The following is a 20,166-nucleotide window of genomic DNA, read 5'->3' on the forward strand; positions in this document are numbered from 1 at the left end:
TATCACATCATAGAGTCTGCAAAATATTTTTTTCCCTGGCTCACTAGAGAAGAGTACCGACAGCCTGGGCCTCACTACTCCAGTAACTCTACAAATCTGCGCACATTCATTAAAAATATGGAAGAACAACTCCTCAATCTTTATGCCCAGCTAATAAAAGAAGCAACCCGGCTGGAAGTTTATACAATAAGGGCTGAAAAGGATCAAAGACCGGAACTGGCCCAGATGTATAAAGCTCTTACTCTGTCTCACAGGGCACAGGCCCGTAGAATCCTGCTTCAGGTCCGAGGCTTTATCAGCCACAGTGATGAAAATCTTTCTCTGGTTATAGATGAGGAACTACCTGGATTCTTGACAAAATATGAAAGGTGCCATCAACTGGCAGTAGAAGCAAACAACAAGGCGGTTGCGACCGGTTGCGACCATGCATTGCGGATCACTCAAATTAACCTGCAGCTCGCAAAGCGTGCCCAGGAAGAGAGACAACTTCCAGACACCTTCTTTATCTGTGATTTTTGTGGTTTTATAGCCTCTGCCAAACTACCCGAAGCCTGCCCGATCTGTACAGCTGCAGCACGCCGGTTCAAAAAGGTTTGCTGATGAGAATTGTTTCCGGTGGACAATCGGGTGCCGATCTGGCAGCCCTTGATGCAGCCATTTCCCGAGGCGTTGAACATGGAGGCTGGCTCCCCAAGGGCCGAAAAACGGAAAACGGCCCCCTCCCTTCCAAATACAATCTCAAAGAGCTCAGTACCGGTCAATACCGCGTGCGAACCGAAAAAAATGTCATAGACAGCGATGGAACCCTGATATGCTCTTTTGGGCCCCTCAGTGGAGGGTCTGCTCTCACCGAAGCTCTTACCATCAAACATCATCGTCCCTGCCTGCATATCGATTTTGACCTCTTCCCCGGCAATAAATCGGTCCTTGCCGTTGAACGATGGCTGCAGGACAACCACATCCGGACACTGAATGTTGCAGGGCCTCGCGCTTCAAATGATTCACGCATATATAACGCGGTTTTCACCCTGATTCAGGAAATAAGATGGTAAAAAAAAACCTCCGCTGATTCCTTAACCGCTGGAGAAAAGATTATGTCCATTGCAAAAAAAATACTAACACGACGACAACTCCTCCGTTTCCTCGGCACAGGTACAGCCTCTTATCTTTCACTGCCTCTGCTTTCGGGATGTGCTGTCGATCCTGTCACAGGAAAAAATCAGTTTATGATCATGAGTGAAAGCGAAGAGATCAGCCTGGACAAAAAACAATCTCCCCTTCAATTTTCCACAGACTACGGCCCCCTGCAAGACCAGCAGCTCAACCAGTACATCACCCGCATTGGGCAGGAACTTGCGAGCAGGTCACATCGGCCACACATGCCGTTTACCTTTCGCGGCGTCAACGCTTCCTATATTAATGCTTATGCCTTTCCCGGCGGTTCCATTGCCGTTACCCGCGGCATCCTGGTCGAACTGGAAAATGAAGCTGAACTGGCAGCCCTTCTTGGTCATGAGATCGGTCATGTCTGCGCCAGGCACACTGCTGAACAGTCGGGAAAGGGGATGCTTGCCTCTCTATTGCTCACCGGTGCGTCAGTGGCTACCAGTGCTGCTGGGTATGGAGGTGCTGCCGATCTTGTGCAAAGCTTTGGTCAGCTTGGGGCAGGAGCTCTCCTTGCCCATTACAGCAGGGATAATGAACGAGAAGCCGATGCCCTTGGAATGGAATATATGACCAGAACCGGATATAACCCTTCCGGCATGATTGGCCTGATGGAGATACTCTTACAAAACAACAAGCACAAGCCAAGTGCGGTCGAGGTCATGTTCAGTACTCATCCCATGAGTGACGAACGCCTTGCATGGGCCAAGAAGGCTGCAGAAGAAAAATATAGTCAACTACACGCTGCCCCTGTGCATAGAGAACGATTCATGGACATGACCGCCTCTTTACGCAAAAACAAGGCGGCCATATCTCTTATGCAGAAAGGGGCCACCGACATGGCCAAAGGAAAATACGATTCTGCGGAACAGAAACTGCAGAAGGTACTGCAACAAGTGCCCGATGACTACGCAGCTTTAGTTATGATGGGTAAATGTCAATTTGCTCTTAAAAACACCAAAAAAGCGGCACACTATTCGCAGAGGGCAGCACAGATATATCCACAGGAAGCACAAGCTCATCTGATTATCGGGGTCAGTGAAATAGTCAACCAACGTTATGACCAAGCGTATCACCATCTCTCGACGTTTGACAATCTTCTGCCGGGCAATCCGGAGATAACTTTTTTTCAAGGGGTGGCAAAGGAGGGTATGGGATCCAGACAGGACGCGGCCAAATACTACATGGGATATATCCAGCGCATCAAACAGGGGGAAAAAGCACAATACGCCTATAATCGTTTAAAAACTTGGGGTTACACCAAGTAGACACAGAGAGACAAAGCCCCCTGTCTTCCCTTGTCCCTGTTTGTCCAGAAGGTGACCTGTTGCTCAAGAGGAGACAGAACTCTCCAGTGCGGAGCGAACCGAAGATGCAAGTTCCTGAAGATCCACGGGCTTCATCATAAGGGCGCATGCCCCCGCACCTATGGCAGCATCTAAGTTTAATTTATCAGAATAACCTGTACAGAGAATCACTGGCAGCTCAGGTCTTATTTCTGCTATCTTTTCAGTTAATTCAAGTCCTGTCATCACCGGCATTGTATGATCAGTGATGACCAAATCTACGCTGCAATCTTTATCCTGCAACAGGGACAGAACTTCTTTAGGATTGCTGGTTGTAGTGACGCTATATCCAAAATGATTAAGTATCATCTTGAAGGTTTCCCTGATATCTTTCTCGTCATCAATAACAAGAACATGCTCGGTACCGCTCGGCAAAGGTGCTTCACTGATCAACAGCTCCCCACTTCCGCTTTGGCCTGCAAGCGGCAAGTAGATACTGAAAGTCGTCCCTTTATCAACAACTGACTCTACCTGGACATCGCCTCCCAGGTCCTGGACAATACCAAGTACAACGCTCAATCCCATTCCAGTGCCTTCACCAGGTTCCTTTGTTGTGAAGAACGGATTAAAAATGCGCTGTAATGTTGCGTCCTCCATCCCAACCCCAGTGTCCTGGACAGTCAGACAGAGACAGGTATCGCCGAAACCGACGTCAAGATCACCACACTTGTCGCTTGAGGCCTGTTCCAGAATAATCGTCAATGTCCCCCCCTTTTCCCGCATAGAGTAAAAAGCGTTACTACATAGATTCATCATGATTTGTTGCAGCTGGACAGGTGCCGCCATGACCTTGCTGTCCTGATCAAGGATATGTCTTTCAATAGCAATGGTTGATGGAATGGAGGCACGGATAAGACGTAGACTCTCCTTGATCACCGGAGCAACGGTGACAGCTATCTTTTCCATGGTTGACTGTCTACTGAAAGTAAGGATCTGGTGCACAAGATCGGCAGCCCGTTTCCCTCCCTGACGAATATGGACCAGGTGATCATAGAGCTCGGAACTTTTTTCACTTTGCAAGAGTGCCATGTCGGTAAAGCCGATTATAGCACCCAGGATATTATTAAAATCATGGGCAATCCCACCGGCAAAGGTGCCGATTGCTTCCATTTTCTGTGCTTGCCGGAGACGGGATTCAATTTCGACCTCGTTGGTAATATCGCGCTGTACAGTTACCCAGTGAGTGACTCGCCCTACATGATTACGAACCGGTGAGACAGACGAAGCAACAATAAAGACTGTACTGTTCTTCCTTTTATTGATGATCCTTCCCCGCCATGTTTCCCCCCTGCTGACAACTTCCCCAATATGCTCAAACAGATGTTTGTCATTGTCACTGGAACACATCAGAAAGTATTCACTTCCCAAAGCCTCTTCCCGGCTGTAACCGGTCATTTTCCCAAAAGCCCCATTGACATACTCAATAATGCCTTCAGTGTCGGTGATCATCACTATCTCACTGACCTGTTCAACAGCTGTTGCCAGGCGACGCTGTGTTTCCTCTACTTTGAGCTCCTCAGTTATATCCTGAAGGATAACAATAGCGCACCGTTCACTGCCCAGAGTAAAAGGAGTTATTGAAACCTTGGCATCACGATTGGTTTTTCCAGTAGTCGTGACGGTGACAGAAGCGATTTCCCCGGCATTTCCAGGCTGTCGGTTCCTCAATTTATCAGCGATCTTTCCCTGATCATCCTGATGAATGAACTCTAAAAAAGGAGCATTGTAGAGTGTTTGCCGGGAATCGACTTCTATCATGTGGGATGCTGCTTTGTTGGCATACGTTACCGTACCCTTCCCATTAACAAGTAAAACGCCCATGGGAGCATGATCAAGCAAAATCACCAACTGCTCTTCGACCTCCCTTTGTTTTTTTTCCTCCCTTCTTCCGGCTATTACCAGGGTCAAGCCCATGCTGAGACAACCGACGGCTATGGTTGTAATGACGGTCACGATCAACCATTGTTTGCGAAAGGCAGCCATTGTATACAGGACTTCATTTTCCGGCGCGACAATCAAAATAGACCAAAAATTACCACCCGGTAAATTCACCGGCAGATACACTCCGTGGCGGTGAAGATCGCGCCTCTGCTCGGTGACAATAAAATCCTCGGTCAAGGTAAAAAAGCCTTTCTGCCCCCCTTCCATCTTTGCGTGCAGCTGCTGTAGTTCATTATGACGATAGCTGTTTATCGGCGTACCGACTAATTCCGGTTGTGGAGCATGGAGTGTTATACCATTGCGGCTAAACAGCATGACATAAGCCGCACGATCAAGCTTCACCGGATCAATGTATCTTTTGGCGACCTCTTTAAAAGAAATGAGAAAGGAAATATTCCCAAAATACATATCCGCTCTAAAAACAGGTTGCGTCATGACGACACAGCATTCTTTCTGATGAGCATCAATCGGTTCACTGACAGCCAGAGCTTTCTCCAACAGAACCTGTTTCAGAACCTGCTTATCTATCCCACTCCATGGGCTGTTCTCCCTTCCCGTGGTAGCAAAGACAACGTCCCCATTTTCATCACTACGAAAGACTGCCAAAAGCCGTGACTTATGAATAGCATAAAAATCTTCCATCAATAATTTTCCGCTGCTATCCAGTTCAAGAATAGAGTCTTGCTCGGCCAGGTACTCAAGTGCATGTTGGTAAGTGGAAAAATACCCTTGAACACCTTTAACGGCCTGGTCCAGCAACAAGGTTTGCTGTTCATGGAAGGTTTTTATCGTTTTGTTCCTCACGGAAAGATATGGTAGGTAAAACAATCCTGCCAAAGTAAGGGTCGCTGCCAGGGAAAGCAGCACATATGAGTAAGGAAATCGGCGCATGTAAATTAGCTGTTAATGAATAGCACTAGCTCATATTTCTCATCAGTTAAGGCGACACCGGATTCAAGTTTTCCGGCTGTAAATAGCCAAGCATAAAATCCGTTAATAGTCTATATTTATTACCAAAAACTCAGAACATGAAGCAGAATTAACGGATTAAAGGTGAACATTCTGCAGCTTTGCCGTTCCAATATGAAGAAATTGTGTACAATTGAGTCAATTAATACAATGTCCACGAGAAATCAGGGGTACATCGTGAGTTATTAAAATTATAGCAAAATGATATCTATTTCCAAAATTTATTTGCCCGATTATCATAGGACTGAACTATTGATGGATATCTAAAAGCCCATCACACTCGTTCACATACAAAACATTATTTTTATCCCTTCGGCATAATCGGGATCATTTTTACAGGTGAAACCCTCTTGTTTCTATACCAATCCAACAAGCTGAAAACACTAGTCCGGCAATTGAGCGATATCCTCTCATCCAACCCCTCTTCTCCTCTGGATACTGATATCATTGTTGTTCAGCACCATGGAATGGCACAATGGATTTCGCTACAACTCGCTGCAATCAACGGCATCGCAGCTCATCTTGAATTTCCGCTTCCCGGTCGTTTCCTGGGCGACATGCTCAACACATTTACCGGAACGACTGCAGATCTGTCAGGCTTTGAGCAACCGGTACTTTTATGGCGTATCTTTGACGCACTACCTCAACTGGCCACCCAAGACCAATTCAAGGAAGTACACCAATATATCCAAGGTAACACCCAGGCGATCAAATGTTATCAGCTGGCTGAAGCCATAAGTGATATTTTTGATAAATACCAGGTTTACCGTCCTGATATTATTTCACAATGGGATCAGGACAATGATCAATCCTGGCAAGCTGAGCTGTGGCGGCATGTAAGCCAGGGTGTCGTTCACAAGGCCGAGCTTTTCACCACCTTTCTCTCCCAGCACGGGAAAAAATCTTTCTGTCCCCCGGATCTCCCCCGCCGCTGCTTTCTGTTCGGCTTAAACTCCCTGCCGCCGGTCTACCTTGAGCTCCTGGTGCAAATGAGTACATGCTCTGAAATCCATCTTTTTCACCTCAGTCCCTGCCAGGAATACTGGGGAGACCTGCAATCAGAGAAAGAACAGGCTCGACAGAATAAAAAACGCGGCCACCCCCTCCAGGAGCAGCAAGATCTATATATCACAACCGGTAACCCTCTGCTTTCTTCATGGGGGGCGGTGGGCCGTGATTTCCTGCAACACTTACTGGAGTATGATATTGATGTAACTGATAAATACTGTAAAAACGCCGAACCGTCCATACTTGGCACCGTCCAGAACCAATTACTTACTCTTGAAGACGGCACGGATCCTCTTTATCAACAGTTGCACCCCTTCAACCACGACCACTCTCTTCAGTTTCACATCTGCCACTCGCCGTTAAGGGAGGTCCAGGTACTCCACAACCGTCTTCTTGATCTCTTTCAAGACAACCCTGAACTTACAGCAAGCGATATTCTCGTTACAGCGCCTGATATTGAAAAATATGCCGATGCCATACGCGGAGTGTTTAACAGCGCTGCTCCTGATAGGCGCATCCCCTTCTCCATTGCTGACAGCCCGCTGAGTAAAGAAGCGGTCACCGTTCAAGCTTTTTTAGACCTCCTTGCCCTGTTCAAGGGGCGATGCACAGCACCGGAGGTCATGGCTTTACTGGAGACGGATCCGCTGCTGGCACGTTTTGCATTACAACGAACCGACCTGCCGAAAATACGACAATGGGTCGACGAAGTCCGAATACGATGGGGGATTGACCACCAACACCGATGCAGCTTTGAAGGCGCTGCTTTTGATGAAAACAGTTGGCAATTCGGTCTGCAAAAACTCCTGCTTGGGTACTTCATGGTTGGCGATGATGCACATTTTCAAGGATTATACCCCTACCCAACCATGAGTGAAAGCTATGCCGAACTGCTGGGCGGGTTTGCATCTTTTATCTCTCAACTGCAGAACTGGCTCCCCAGATTACATAGAGCCGGAAACGCAGAACAATGGTCCCAGCTCCTGCTAGAGCTACTTCACACTTTTTTTGACCAGGAACGTGACCCGGTCGGTTTTACCATCGTATCAGAAGCCATTCTTCAATTTAGTCAAGATACTCACAATGCCGCACTGGATAGCCTGCTTGATCCTGACATTGTCATGCTCCATTTTAACAGGCAACTGCAACAGCCGGCATCCGGCCGGGTCTTCCTCACCGGGAGAGTCACTTTCTGCAACATGGTTCCCATGCGGGCTGTACCATTTCCAGTCATCTGTCTCTTGGGGATGAATGACGCTGCCTTTCCCCGTGTACAGCAGACATTCTCCTTTGACCTTACCGTCACAGAACCAAGACTGGGGGACCGGGATCGGCGGAAAGATGATCGCTATTTGTTCCTGGAAATACTACTCTCTGCCGAAAATACGCTTTATATTTCATGGACCGGGAGAGACCAGCGGGACAATGCGGAATCTCCTCCCTCAGCGGTTGTCTGTGAGCTACTGGATTATCTGGACAGCTCTTTTCCTCAAGAGCCAACACCGCCAAGCCAACAGGTAACCACTGTCCACCCGTTGCAACCTTTTAGCCCTAAATCCTTTGCCCAGGTAAAAAACCTACTCTCCAGTTACGCGCCTGAATGGCTCCCTTCTGTTCGTAAAAAGCCTGCCGGCCCCTTTGTGAAGGAGCTCAAGTTCGCTTCCGACTCAGTTAAGCACACGGTTGAAGCCCAGGAGCTTATCACTTTCTGGAAACACCCGGTCCGCTTTTTCCTTGAAAACCAGTTGGGAATTCGCCCAGAAGGGAGTTTAGTCAGCCTGGAGGAGGCAGAACCATTTTCCCTGGACGCTCTTGAGCAATTTTTCCTGCGGCAGGAGACGGTACAATCACTTATCAGCAACCAGCAAATAGATGCCATTGAACATCGCCTGCATACATCCGGCATCCTTCCCCAGGCAGGATTCGGGATTACCCTCATGGATGAAATGCGACAGAGCTCTTCTCTGCTGGCCACAAAAATAGGCGACCTAACCCTTGAGCAGTGTACTCCGATCGAAATTGACGCGTCGATTGGCCCGTGGCAGCTGAAAGGGTGGTTGCACAATCTGTACGGTACAGGAAGGGTTACCTGGCGTAGTGCGCATGTGAAAAGTGCAACCCTTTTAGAGATGTGGATTAATCACCTACTCCTTAACCTGGCTGCGCCACCAGGGGTTCCACCACGCTCCGTCCATTGTTCCAAGGAGCAGACGATGGTTTTTATGCCGGTTGCAGATCCGCAACAGCACCTCCACCAGCTCCTTACCCTCTTTTTTGCAGGAGCAACCCGACCGCTTCACTTCTTCCCGGAATCAAGTTTAGCCGCGGCAAAGGCAAAGCCAGGCAAACAAACGAAAGATGCTCTCCAAAAATGGCAGGGAAACTATTGGGTCCGGGGTGAGCGTGAACATCCTGCCTATCAATTGGTGTTCGGTACAGAGAGTATTGATCCGCTAGACCATGAATTTATCCAACTCAGCGAACTGTTTATGCCGCTGCTGGAACATATTGAGCCAGATGATGCAGCCACTTGACCCCTACCGCATGCCGCTCTCCGGCATCCGCCTGCTGGAAGCCAGTGCCGGAACAGGCAAGACCTTCACCCTGACGTTGCTTTACCTGCGCCTTATTGTTGAGCAGGGGATGTCTGTAGATGAAATATTGGTGGTGACCTTTACCCGTGCAGCAACCGATGAATTACGTACCCGGATCCGCTCCCGGCTCAGGGATGCCCTGGATTATTTCACCCATGGCAGACTGCAAGATCAACAAACTGCCGTATTTCTCAAGAATTTTCGACATGATACAGCATCACAAAGACTACGTGACGCGCTGGTCAGAATGGACGAGGCAGCCATATTCACCATTCACAGTTTCTGCCAGCGCATCCTGCTGGACAACGCCTTTGAGACAGGAGCACCATTCTCCCCAGAGTTCCTTGAAACAGAACAGCCTGTTCAACTCCAGATTATGGAAGATTTCTGGAGGAACCAATTTTATAGCGCAACCAGGGAAATGGCCGACTGGGTCAATCAAAACTGGTCCAGTCCCGGAGAATTGCTGGCAGAGCTGAAAAATTCATTGTCCCTCCCCCAGGCAGTGGTCATACCGCAAGTAACAGACGCAGAACTGACTGCGCTGGCAGCTGACAGCCAAACCCTGTGGAAGACTCTTTGTCGTCTGTGGTCTTCAAGTCAGGAAGAGGTTAGCCTCATCCTGGAGCAGGATCCCTGCCTGAAACGCAGCGAAAAGACCTATCGCCATGACAAGGTCGTGGAAATCATGGAGACCATGGAGGAACTGGCTCAAAACCAAATCCTTCCCTACCACTTGCCAAAACATCTTGCCCTGTTACAGCAGGCTAGCATTACACAACATATCAAGAAAAAATGTGAAAGCCCTCCTGCACACCTTTTTTTCAGCACGTTTGAAGAATTTTATCTCATCCATCACCAATATATACACAGCCTCAGGATCGCAATCATCCAAAAGGCCCGGGCATATCTCTTCACCGAACTTGCATCTCGAAAGGCTGAGCAATCCTGGCTTTTCTTTGATGATTTACTAACCTATCTCGCCAGGGCTCTGGAAAAGTCGGTTTCAGGCCCCTTGCTCGCCGCACGGATTGCGCAGATTTTTCCAGTGGCACTTGTCGATGAATTTCAAGACACGGATCCTCTCCAGTACAGCATTTTCAGCCATATTTACCAGGGCGATGCACCAGGTTCTCTGTTTATGATCGGTGATCCGAAGCAGGCTATCTATTCTTTCCGTGGAGCAGATATTTTTACCTATATCCATGCCCGGCGGCAAACACCCCCTGATTGCCGTTATACAATGGGAGTGAACTATCGTTCCTCAGCATCCATGATACGAGCGGTTAATACGTTGTTTCAACAACCAGACAGTTTTCTTTTTGAACCCGATATATCTTTTCATCCTGTCAGTCCGGCACCGAATGCGAAAGAGCAATCGCTTCTCCTCAACGGGAAACCAGCACTTCCCCTGACAGCACTCATACTCTCCAGCCAGTATCTGATTACCAGCTCACGCAGCAAATCCATCAACAAAGAAACGGCAGCACAAGCTTCAGCAGCCTACTGTGCCGACGAAATACTCCAGCTACTGGAGGCTGCAGGCAGAGGACGCGCATGTATTGAAACCACCCCGTTAACAGCGGGCGACATAGCTGTCTTGGTACGAACACATAACGAAGCAAAACTAATGCAGCAGGCACTCAATCGGCGAGGCATAACCAGTGTCTATTACAGTCGTGAGTCTGTTTTTTCCACAGCAGAGGCTGGCCAGCTCTACACACTCCTGACTGCCCTGCTTGACCTGACCGATACCGGAACCATATGTGCGGCCCTTGCTTCAGATTGTTTCGGATGTGACGGTAACACTCTTGCTGCACTGCGCACTCATCCCGATCAATGGGATCAGTACCTCAATCGACTCCAGCAGTATACGCAACTCTGGCAGGATCAGGGAGTGATGCCCATGCTGCAGCAATTATTTGCCACCGAGAAAGTGGTACACCGGCTGAGTGCGCTGCATGGCGGTGATCGAAAGTTAACCAATTATCTACACCTCATGGAACTGCTCCAGCAATCACCTGCCGGGAATCACGGCAGAGCGAGCCTGGTTCGTTGGTTTGCCAATCAAATAAACAAGCCCGAACAGGAGGCGGAAAACCAGCAGATCCGTCTTGAAAACGATGAAAACCTGGTAAGGATAGTCACCATTCATAAATCAAAAGGGCTGGAATACCCCATCGTATTTCTACCCTTTCTCTGGTCCGGTAGAGCTGCCAACAGCACCGGACCGCTCATTTTTCATGATCGGTCCACTTTTGATGCGGTGATTGATCTGGACAGTAGCAGCAAAGAGAACCAGCAGCTTGCGCAGCAGGAACAACAGGCAGAGGCAATGCGACTGCTGTATGTGGCACTGACCAGGGCACGCTGCTGCTGTTATTTTTGCTGGGGAACCATATCTTCCATGGAGACGTCTGCTCTTGCAGCCCTTGTTCATCCGGACTCCGGCGGCACACTCCTCAGCGAAGAAGCGATACTGCAGCAGTTGGAACAATTAAATATCCAAGAAAAGCTGATCGCAATAAAGCAATCGCCTCCTTCATTTCCAGATCATATTTTAGCGGCAGATGAGACCGTGGAACAGCTGCAGGTCGCACCATTTGAGGCCCGTATCCAATCCGGATGGCACATGACCAGTTATTCTCAGCTGACCGCAGACAATACAACTTTCAGCACTGCTTCTTCCGGTCACAAGTTACCGCCAATACCGATCGAACAGGAACCATTTCAAGACGCCTTTTCTTTTCCCCGAGGAGCAACTGCGGGAACATGTCTCCATACAATTTTTGAAAAAATCGATTTTACAGCCTCTCCTTCGACCTGGACAGAAACCATCACCAATGCAATCACTCAGGCAGGGATCGACAACCAGTGGCTGCCTTTCATTGAAAGATGGTACGCAGCCCTTCTCTCTGTGCAATTACCAGAGGCGTGCTCTCTGCAAGAGATAACGGCAAGTGAGAAAATTAACGAACTTTCTTTCCTGTTCCCACTGGCTCAAGTCGATGTAGCTGGGTTTAATCACCTCTTGTCGCAATGGAATTTTTCACCACTTTCTACCCAGCTTCATGAAATAAAAGGTATGATGAAGGGGTTTATTGACCTGGTTTTTATCCACAATAATCGTTTTTATATCGCAGACTATAAATCCAACTATCTTGGCTCCGCTGCATCCGACTACACTGCAGATATGCTCGAGCTCGCCATGGCCGAACACCGCTACGACATTCAATACCTCATTTACAGCCTTGCTCTGCATCGTTTCCTGGCAAGCCGAGTCAAAGGGTACACTTTTGACAGCCATTTCGGCGGCATCTATTACCTGTTTCTTCGAGGGATGCACCCTGATTACCAACAAAATAACGGTATCTTTTTCACCAAGCCGGCTCCAGAACTGATCTATCGTCTTGATGAATATTTCCGAGGAAAAATCGCCTGATCATGGACAAAATCCTGTACCAGCTGCAACACAACGGCACCTTTCGCGCAATCGATGTCCAGGCCGGACTTTTTTTACATCGACTCAGTGGCAAGGATACCCGAACTGTTCTCCCCCTTGCCACAGCCTTTGCCAGCAAGGCCGTTGCCGAAGGGCATGTCTGCCTGCCACTCAACCAGTTAACCCAATCAATCAATCGGTTGAAGCTCTTCCCTCAAACAACTCCAGCCAAAATCAAAGCAGCGCTGATGGCCACTGCAGTTGTCGGTACACCAGAGGCAGCAGCACCACTGATCCTGGATGGACATGGCAATCTGTACCTCCACCGCTATCTCTTGTATGAAAATACCATTACCCATCATCTGCAGCAGCGCTGTCATCTTGTTGACCAGATTGACCTGAACAAAGCACAGCAGACCATCCAAACACTTTTCCCCGCCACCCAACCGAATACAGCCCCTGACTGGCAGTGCGCTGCAGTAGCGCTTAGCCTGATCAAGCACCTGCTTGTAGTATCAGGAGGACCAGGCACAGGCAAAACATACACCGCAGCACGTATACTGGCCGCACAGGCAGCTCTGCATCCAGGCTCCACCCGGATAAGCCTGGCAGCACCAACCGGAAAAGCTGCAGCCAGATTGAAGGAATCACTCCTGCAGGCGAAAAAAAGTCTTCCTCAGCATCTTGCGGTAAACTTTCCAGAAGAAGCACTTACCCTGCACAGACTGCTCAAATACCATCATCACTCTGGCAGGTTTCGGCATAATAAACATAATCAGCTCCACCTGGATCTGCTGCTCATTGACGAGGCATCGATGATCGACATCCCCCTTATGGCAGCTGTACTTGATGCCCTTCCGCCTACCTGCAGACTAATCCTCTTCGGCGACAAGGATCAATTGGCTTCAGTGGAGGCAGGCAACCTGTTTGCCGATATATGTGGTCCGAAAACGCCCGCCTGGTCGGAAGAAATCAAACAACTCCTGGTGGCGATAACCGGTCAAAACCACAAGGCATCGTCCATGGCCACGCCCATGGACGACTGTCTGGTCCAGCTGCAGCAAAGTCATCGTTTCGATGCTTCCTCAGGAATCGGTACACTTGCATCCGCTATCAACAGACAGAATACAACCATAATCGATAGATGCTGTACCGCAGAGTATGGCGACCTGGACATACAGCTTGTTGAGCAGCAAGACTCAGATACTCAGGCTCCACATCTGCAACAGTTTGTCCTCCGTCACTTTTCCCCTCTGTTCACAGCAAAGACACCAGAGGATGCCCTGGCCCACTTTAATCACGCCCGAATTCTTTGTGCTCTCCATAAGGGAAAACAAGGGGTTGAGACGCTCAATTACGAGGTAGAATCGATTTTATATCAGCACAAATGTATTACGCCTGAGGGAGGCGATTATGCAGGCCGCCCGGTCATGATCCTCAAAAATGACTACGCCCTGGGGCTTTTCAATGGAGATACAGGTATACTCTGGCCGGATTCGACAGGCGAACTGTACGGCTGGTTTCCGCAGCCGGATGGAACATTACGTAATTTTTCGCGCTTACGGCTACCGCAACATCAAACAGGGTATGCCATTACTATTCATAAATCCCAAGGTTCTGAGTTTGACAATGTGCTGCTGGTGCTTCCAAACGTTGACACTCCACTCTTGACCAAAGAGATGCTCTATACCGGGATAACGCGCGCACGAAAAAGCCTCACCATCCAAACAAACCTGGAGCTCCTGAAAGTCGCTGTTCTTCGTCCTGCCATTCGTTTTTCAGGCCTGCACAAAAAACTACATCACCCCTGACTCTTCTTTTTCTTTTAACCCAAATTTCTCATGAGCATCTTGTCATTTTCAGAAAAAACTATTAATTTCAAACTGATGCTTTTAAAAACGAATCAGATATAAAATTAATCAAACTACTCACCAAAGGTCGGTCCAGGCGGTACCATCTTCTTCAGTATTTTGACAGTAAAAGGTAAACGTAGACTCCGGTGGCCCACTATGATTTACTACTAAAAACATTGAACCCGGCACCGCCTGAACTGATAAAAAATCCGGGTAGCATTGGTTTTTACTTCCAATTCGTCGTACTTTTATTTGCACTCATCACTTTCCATCAACCTCCTCTTCGCCGGTCAACAGAATATGGACATCAGAAAACTCGAAGTATTTTGCAAAGTCGTTGAGTATAAGAGTTTTACCAAGGCATCCCAATGGGCAATGATCTCCCAGCCCACTGTCAGCGAACATATTCGAAACCTTGAGGAACAATTGGGACAAAAACTCTTTGACCGGCTTGGCAGGCATGTCGAAGCAACACCAGTTGGTCAGTTATTTTACTCCTATGCACTGAAAATTATTCGCCTCCAGCAAGCATCATTAGAGGCCATCGAAGAGTTCAGCGGTCATCTCAAAGGACGCATCATTATTGGGGCCAGCACAATCCCCGGGACCTACATTCTTCCCTGCTCTCTTGCTGCTTTTCTCGCAACCTACAGTGAGGTGAAAGTGGATATCAATATTGCCAACTCAAAAAGCATTGCGCAAAAAGTTATCGAAGGCACGTATGATATAGGCATTATCGGCGCTGCCTGGAACGATAAAGCCCTTGACTGGCATGCACTCTATATGGACGAGCTGCTCATCATCGTCCCGGCCAATTCTCCACTTGCCCAGAAGAAAAACGTCCCAGTTGCAGAAATACTGCAGCATCCTTTTATTCACCGTGAACAAGGATCCGGGACCCGCAAAGTGGTGGCCAAGATTTTAGAAAATAAAGGGCTCAAGGAAAAAAATGTTTTCGAAATCGCGACTATCGGCTCAACGGCTGCTGTCAAAGAGGCTGTTAAGGCAGGGCTTGGCATATCCATTCTCTCCAAAAAAGCAGTAGCCGAAGAAATCAAGAATGGAACCCTTGTCGGGCTGACGCTTGATAACGAGCCCATGGAACGTCCCTTTTACCTGATTCAAAGAAAAAACAGAGAACTCACTCCCATAGCAGCGGCTTTCACTACCTTTTTAATAAAAAAATTACCCAAACAATCAAGTCGCCTAAAAGAGTAAAAGAAGCCTGACAACCTTTATCAGATTGCCAGGCATGTCATTGCAAACCCTATCACCCAACATATCAATCCGGATTTCTCCAGGTTAAATGGCAATGATACCCAATGCCCGCCCTTAATAAAAGGATCAGACCTTAAACTCGCTGATCATGGAGCGTAGTTCACTTGCCAGTTGCCCCAGGCGCGCTGCACGACGGTTCATCTCATTGCTTTGCTGCGCAACTTCACCGGAGTTGCTGCTTACCGTCTGAATATCCTTGGCCACCTCATCTGCAACCACAGAACTCTGACCAACATTTTCCGTGACCTCCTGAATGCCAAGGGTTGCCTGAGAAATATTTTCGGCAATTTCTACCGTTGTCTGGTTCTGTTCTTCAACAGCACTGACAATCACCTGGACCGTTTCATTAACTTCGTTAATAACGCTGGTGATTTGTCCAATTTGGCCGATGGTTTCCGATGTAGAGGTTTGAATATTATTTATCTGATTTCGAATTTCTTCGGTTGCTATAGCCGTTTGATGAGCCAGGTCTTTAATCTCATTGGCTACCACAGCAAATCCTTTGCCGGCCTCTCCTGCACGTGCAGCTTCTATGGTTGCATTAAGAGCGAGCAAGTTGGTTTGTTCCGATATCTCTGTGATGGTCTCCGTCACCTTGCCGATTGTTGAAGCTGCTCCCCCAAGCTCATTCACCTTGGCAGAGGCCGACTCGGCTTCCTTCACCGCAATGGTAGTAATCCGTTGCGCATTTTCTGTATTTTTTACAATATCGGCAAGTGTACGTGCCATCCCTTCTGTTGCTTCTGCTACAAGGCTGATATTGGTAGAGGCTTCTTCGGTTGCGGCTGCTACGGAATTCATATTTGCACTCATCTCTTCTGCCGCAGCGGCAACGCTCATGGAGCGCGATTTCATCTCATCGCTACCGCTTGATAAATCATCTGCAGCGTGATTGAGTTCCGACGAATTCTCTTCAAGATGATCTGCCGACTGTGAGATACCCTGCATTACCCCCTGCAGTTCTTTTTTCATCTCACCCAGTTCCCGGTTAATGGTGCCGAATTCATCCTTACTCATCACCTGCATGGAACCTGTCAAATCTTTACCTACCACTTTACTGATTTCACTGGAGGTTGATCGTAACGGTTTAAGTACGTGGCGATCAAGCAATAACCATGTTACCAGGGAACAAAAGAGAATAATCCCCAAAGTCCAGATTATGATAGAAACAGTCGTGCTTCTTACCTCCTTATTAACAGCATCCAAAGAACTGATAATTTCGAAAGCTCCATGAATTTCACCGACCTTCCACCCTTCCAAAGTACCTCCGGTGGGATCTTTGCTCCCCTTCGGGTCTCCATGGCAGAACAAACATTCCTTGGTGAGTTTAATCGGTTTGAAATAACGGATTTCATTGTCAGTGATAATGATCTTGTCTTTGAGATTTTTTGCCTTGATCTCTTCGAGGATAGCCAGTTCATAAGGAGTTGGCTCATTGTTTGAATTTCGGGGACTCACTTTGGGGACCCGAAAGGTATAGCCTGACTTTTCAGCATTAACCGCTGCTGCTTGGATAGCGGTCACCACCGGGACAGCCTGGATCACCTTGTTCGGTGGAATCTCTGCAAAAGGTTTGATGACGCCCATGTCGAGTTTTTTCGACATTTCGTTTCTCGTCGCCTCGGCCATAAGTACAATGGCCTTACTTTTGTCGACAACAGTACGTTCTGCACTGGATCGAATATCGGCTGTCCGTTGTGCAGCAAGGACTACAGCAATAAGTATGGGACCGGTAAGGGCCAGAACCAACATTTTCCACTTGATAGAGAGATCACGGAATTTCACAGGATTATCCTTAGCAAAAATATTGAAAAAAAATGGAACTGTTAGTTGAAGTAAATCACTTACACCAACCACAGGTCAAAAATAAAACGCTTCTTTCAAGAATACTCTTCCCCGTCATCCTCATATTTGACAATTCTTTAGAGCAGTCCTATTTGTTTCTCCATAGATCATATCTAATGACTGACACCGCATATGCCCATGGAGAACATTATGAATGAAAAAGCTGCTTCAATGGTACTGGCCTCTTTTACCGCTGACTCTCTTGCCCTGGGAGCTCACTGGATATATGATACCAATGAAATCACCAGCCAGTTCGGTTTGGTAGATAAGCTCATCGCTCCGCTGCCCACTTCTTATCACCAGCACAAGCAGCAAGGCGATTTTACCCATTACGGTGACCAGGCATTTACATTGCTCACCTCTCTTTCCCAACACAACGGATTTGACCTGCAGGCATTTTCTACTCTTTGGCAGCAGCTCTTTGCCGATTACAATGGTTATATAGATACGGCTACAAAAACCACCCTGGCAAATCTGCAAAAAAATGGTGTTCCTGAGTCATGTGGCTCCTCTTCCACGGATCTTGGCGGGGCAGCAAGGATCGCCCCCCTTGTTTTCTGGTATCAAAACGACCAAGAACATCTGGTAGAGGCAGCTACCCAGCAAACAAGTATGACCCACAATCATCCGGCAACTATTAGCGGTGCTGTTTTCATTGCCCGGTCGGCGTATAACATTCTTCACGGCTTATCGCCTGTGGCAGCCATGGAAGAAGCGCTTAACGAGGGAGTAAATGACCTTGATCTTGACAACCGTATTCGGTCCGCTCTGGATACCCAAGGGAAGGAAACGGAAAAAGTTATAAAGGATTTCGGCCAAGCCTGTACAATCGCCTCTGCCCTTCCCGGCGCAGTGCATCTCGTAGTAAAATATGAAAACGATCTACAGGCGGCACTTATCGCCAATGTCATGGCAGGAGGGGATTCTGCCGCACGTGGACTTACAGCAGGGATGCTCTTGGGCGCCTACTTGGGGAGTCAGGCCATCCCGAACGAATGGCTAACAGGTTTGAATAAACACCAACAGCTCTTATCGCTACTCAAGCAGGAAAAGAGGGGTTAACAGCCCTTTCTCCAACAGGCAAAAAATGATGCAAATAGGTTGAGGTATCCCCGCTTATCCACTATCTTAGTTTCGGCTTATATAATAAAATAGGGTGGCTTTTTATGCGTGGGGGGAAGTTTTATTTCAGCAGTCTGCGCATCTTGTTTCGTTGTTCAAAAAGGGCTGCTCATTACTATATTTTTCAACTCTTTTTCTCTATACCCATGAAGAATATCCAACACCTAATGACATGGTTTTGAAAAAAACGGCAGAACCGGTGGGCTGAAAGTGATCTACCAGCGTATGGAGCCCTCCGAAAACCACGCCCATTTTGCAGGTTCCGGTGATTAACATTGCCATTTCCAATGTGACACCATAAGAAGAGAGGAATACCGATTTTTTACCGGCAGACACTGAATGCCATGCACCTTCCGGACAATCGGAAAAACATTGGTCAGACTCATCGACAAAATCCAGCTATTCATGAGAACTGTTCGGTGGTCGTTCATATAAACAATCTAACAGCAAGGATCAGTTCTTGTTCAAACCACCTTGCTAAACACACTAGTAATCTTATTGCACTGCCCAACAACTAAGGAGAAAAACATGACAAAACTCAAAGGAACACAAACTGAAAAAAACATTCTCACTGCCTTTTGCGGCGAATCACAGGCAAGAAACCGTTATACCTACTTTGCTTCCGTGGCCAAAAAAGAAGGTTATGTTCAAATTTCATCTATTTTCGAAGAAACCGCCAACCAGGAAAAAGAACATGCCAAACGGCTGTTTAAACTCCTTGAGGGCGGAGAGGTCGAAATTAATGCGGCCTTCCCTGCTGGGGTAATCGGTACAACTGCAGAAAACCTGACTGAAGCGGCCCAAGGGGAGAACTACGAGCATACTGTTATGTATCCCGAATTCGCGGCAACGGCTAAAGAGGAGGGTTTCCCCGATATCGCATCCATTTTTATGGCAATTGCCGTTGCCGAAAAGCAGCATGAAAAAAGATACCAGGACCTGAGAGCCAATATAGACAATGGTATCGTCTTTTCACGGCAGGAAAAGGTCACCTGGCGCTGCCGCAACTGTGGATACCTTCATACCGGCAACGATGCTCCAGAGGTTTGTCCGGCCTGTGATCACCCACAGGCTCACTTTGAGCTGCTCGGAGAAAACTGGTAGTTTGTAAAAATACTATCTTTTGGTGGGTCTTTAACCCGGATTTCTCATCAATAAAGTTTTTCACAGGGTAAGGCACAAGCCGCGCAGCAGGTAAGGTAGACTCCGATGGTAAACTACCGCAAGTGGCTTGTAACGTAAATCCTGCGGAAAAATCTATTGACCCAAAGGGGGAACTTTTTGATTAAAAACAAAAAACACACTGTTAATAGTACAAATTGTATTTTATTTAACAATATCAATTAATTGAGCTTGAAACCAAAAAGTTCATGAGAAATTTGGGTTACCGCTGATCTCCGTCCAGGAGATCAGCGTGTGGTTATAAAACAAATAGCTTCGCCTTCATCTCTACCTGTCACTGTTCAGCAACGTTAAGCAAGGTGACTTTCATAGTCACCCTTTTCAGGGTTTGATCATATTTTACATTACATAGCGATGAGTTTTCTTTGCTCATAATTTTAAGGCGTTATCTTTTTTTAAAAAAATTACGCCAACACTTTACA

Annotated in this window: 11 protein-coding genes; 9 read left to right on the plus strand and 2 right to left on the minus strand. The window is 47.6% G+C overall.

What is annotated here, in order from left to right:
• Window positions 1-117 precede the first annotated feature (117 nt).
• The 3 genes from JWH17_RS06095 to JWH17_RS06105 are packed head-to-tail and all read left to right on the plus strand — an operon-like array spanning window position 118 to window position 2,432.
• Window positions 118-600 carry a rubredoxin-like domain-containing protein gene (locus JWH17_RS06095; RefSeq protein ID WP_205221703.1) on the plus strand — a complete coding sequence of 161 codons (483 nt, stop codon included), beginning with the start codon at window positions 118-120 and terminating at the stop codon, window positions 598-600.
• Window positions 600-1,052 (plus strand): putative molybdenum carrier protein, encoded by a 453-nt coding sequence (locus JWH17_RS06100; protein ID WP_205221704.1) that lies wholly within the window; start codon window positions 600-602, stop codon window positions 1,050-1,052. Before JWH17_RS06095 ends, JWH17_RS06100 begins: the two co-directional genes overlap by 1 nt.
• A gap of 42 nt (window positions 1,053-1,094) precedes the next feature.
• A complete protein-coding gene (locus tag JWH17_RS06105) occupies window positions 1,095-2,432 on the plus strand; it encodes a M48 family metalloprotease (RefSeq protein ID WP_205221705.1) in 1,338 nt (445 codons plus the stop codon).
• A 63-nt stretch (window positions 2,433-2,495) separates the two neighbouring features.
• On the opposite strand, the gene JWH17_RS06110 is transcribed toward JWH17_RS06105, so the two are convergent.
• Window positions 2,496-5,342 carry a PAS domain S-box protein gene (locus JWH17_RS06110; protein ID WP_205221706.1) on the minus strand — a complete coding sequence of 949 codons (2,847 nt, stop codon included), beginning with the start codon at window positions 5,340-5,342 and terminating at the stop codon, window positions 2,496-2,498.
• A gap of 428 nt (window positions 5,343-5,770) precedes the next feature.
• Here JWH17_RS06110 and recC point away from each other — a divergent pair, with 428 nt between their 5' ends.
• The 4 genes from recC to JWH17_RS06130 all read left to right on the plus strand — a co-directional run bounded on the left by recC (window position 5,771) and on the right by JWH17_RS06130 (window position 15,535).
• The gene (gene recC / locus JWH17_RS06115; RefSeq protein WP_205221707.1) at window positions 5,771-8,962 is read left to right on the plus strand and encodes an exodeoxyribonuclease V subunit gamma; all 3,192 of its coding nucleotides are present in this window, start codon (window positions 5,771-5,773) and stop codon (window positions 8,960-8,962) included.
• On the plus strand, window positions 8,946-12,464 hold the full coding sequence (gene recB / locus JWH17_RS06120) for an exodeoxyribonuclease V subunit beta (RefSeq protein ID WP_205221708.1): 3,519 nt from the start codon (window positions 8,946-8,948) through the stop codon (window positions 12,462-12,464). The genes recC and recB overlap by 17 nt, the downstream gene beginning before the upstream one ends.
• 2 nt (window positions 12,465-12,466) lie before the next feature.
• Entirely contained in the window at window positions 12,467-14,275 is a 1,809-nt protein-coding gene (gene recD / locus JWH17_RS06125) for an exodeoxyribonuclease V subunit alpha (protein WP_205221709.1), read from the plus strand.
• A gap of 342 nt (window positions 14,276-14,617) precedes the next feature.
• Window positions 14,618-15,535, plus strand: coding sequence for a selenium metabolism-associated LysR family transcriptional regulator (locus tag JWH17_RS06130; RefSeq protein WP_205221710.1), 918 nt, complete (start codon window positions 14,618-14,620; stop codon window positions 15,533-15,535).
• A gap of 126 nt (window positions 15,536-15,661) precedes the next feature.
• Here the strand turns inward: JWH17_RS06130 and JWH17_RS06135 are convergent, their stop codons facing one another.
• A complete protein-coding gene (locus tag JWH17_RS06135; RefSeq protein WP_205221711.1) occupies window positions 15,662-17,380 on the minus strand; it encodes a methyl-accepting chemotaxis protein in 1,719 nt (572 codons plus the stop codon).
• A gap of 210 nt (window positions 17,381-17,590) precedes the next feature.
• On the opposite strand from JWH17_RS06135, the gene JWH17_RS06140 reads away from it, so the two are divergent.
• Together JWH17_RS06140 and rbr are read left to right on the plus strand one after the other, a co-directional pair.
• Window positions 17,591-18,502, plus strand: a complete 912-nt coding sequence (locus JWH17_RS06140) for an ADP-ribosylglycohydrolase family protein (RefSeq protein ID WP_205221712.1) — start codon at window positions 17,591-17,593, stop codon at window positions 18,500-18,502.
• Between the two features lie 588 nt (window positions 18,503-19,090).
• Complete coding sequence (gene rbr, locus JWH17_RS06145) at window positions 19,091-19,666, plus strand: rubrerythrin (RefSeq protein WP_205221713.1); 576 nt, start codon at window positions 19,091-19,093, stop codon at window positions 19,664-19,666.
• Window positions 19,667-20,166 lie beyond the last annotated feature (500 nt).

It is taken from the genome of Desulfogranum marinum (genome assembly GCF_016918565.1).
GTDB lineage: Bacteria > Desulfobacterota > Desulfobulbia > Desulfobulbales > Desulfobulbaceae > Desulfogranum > Desulfogranum marinum.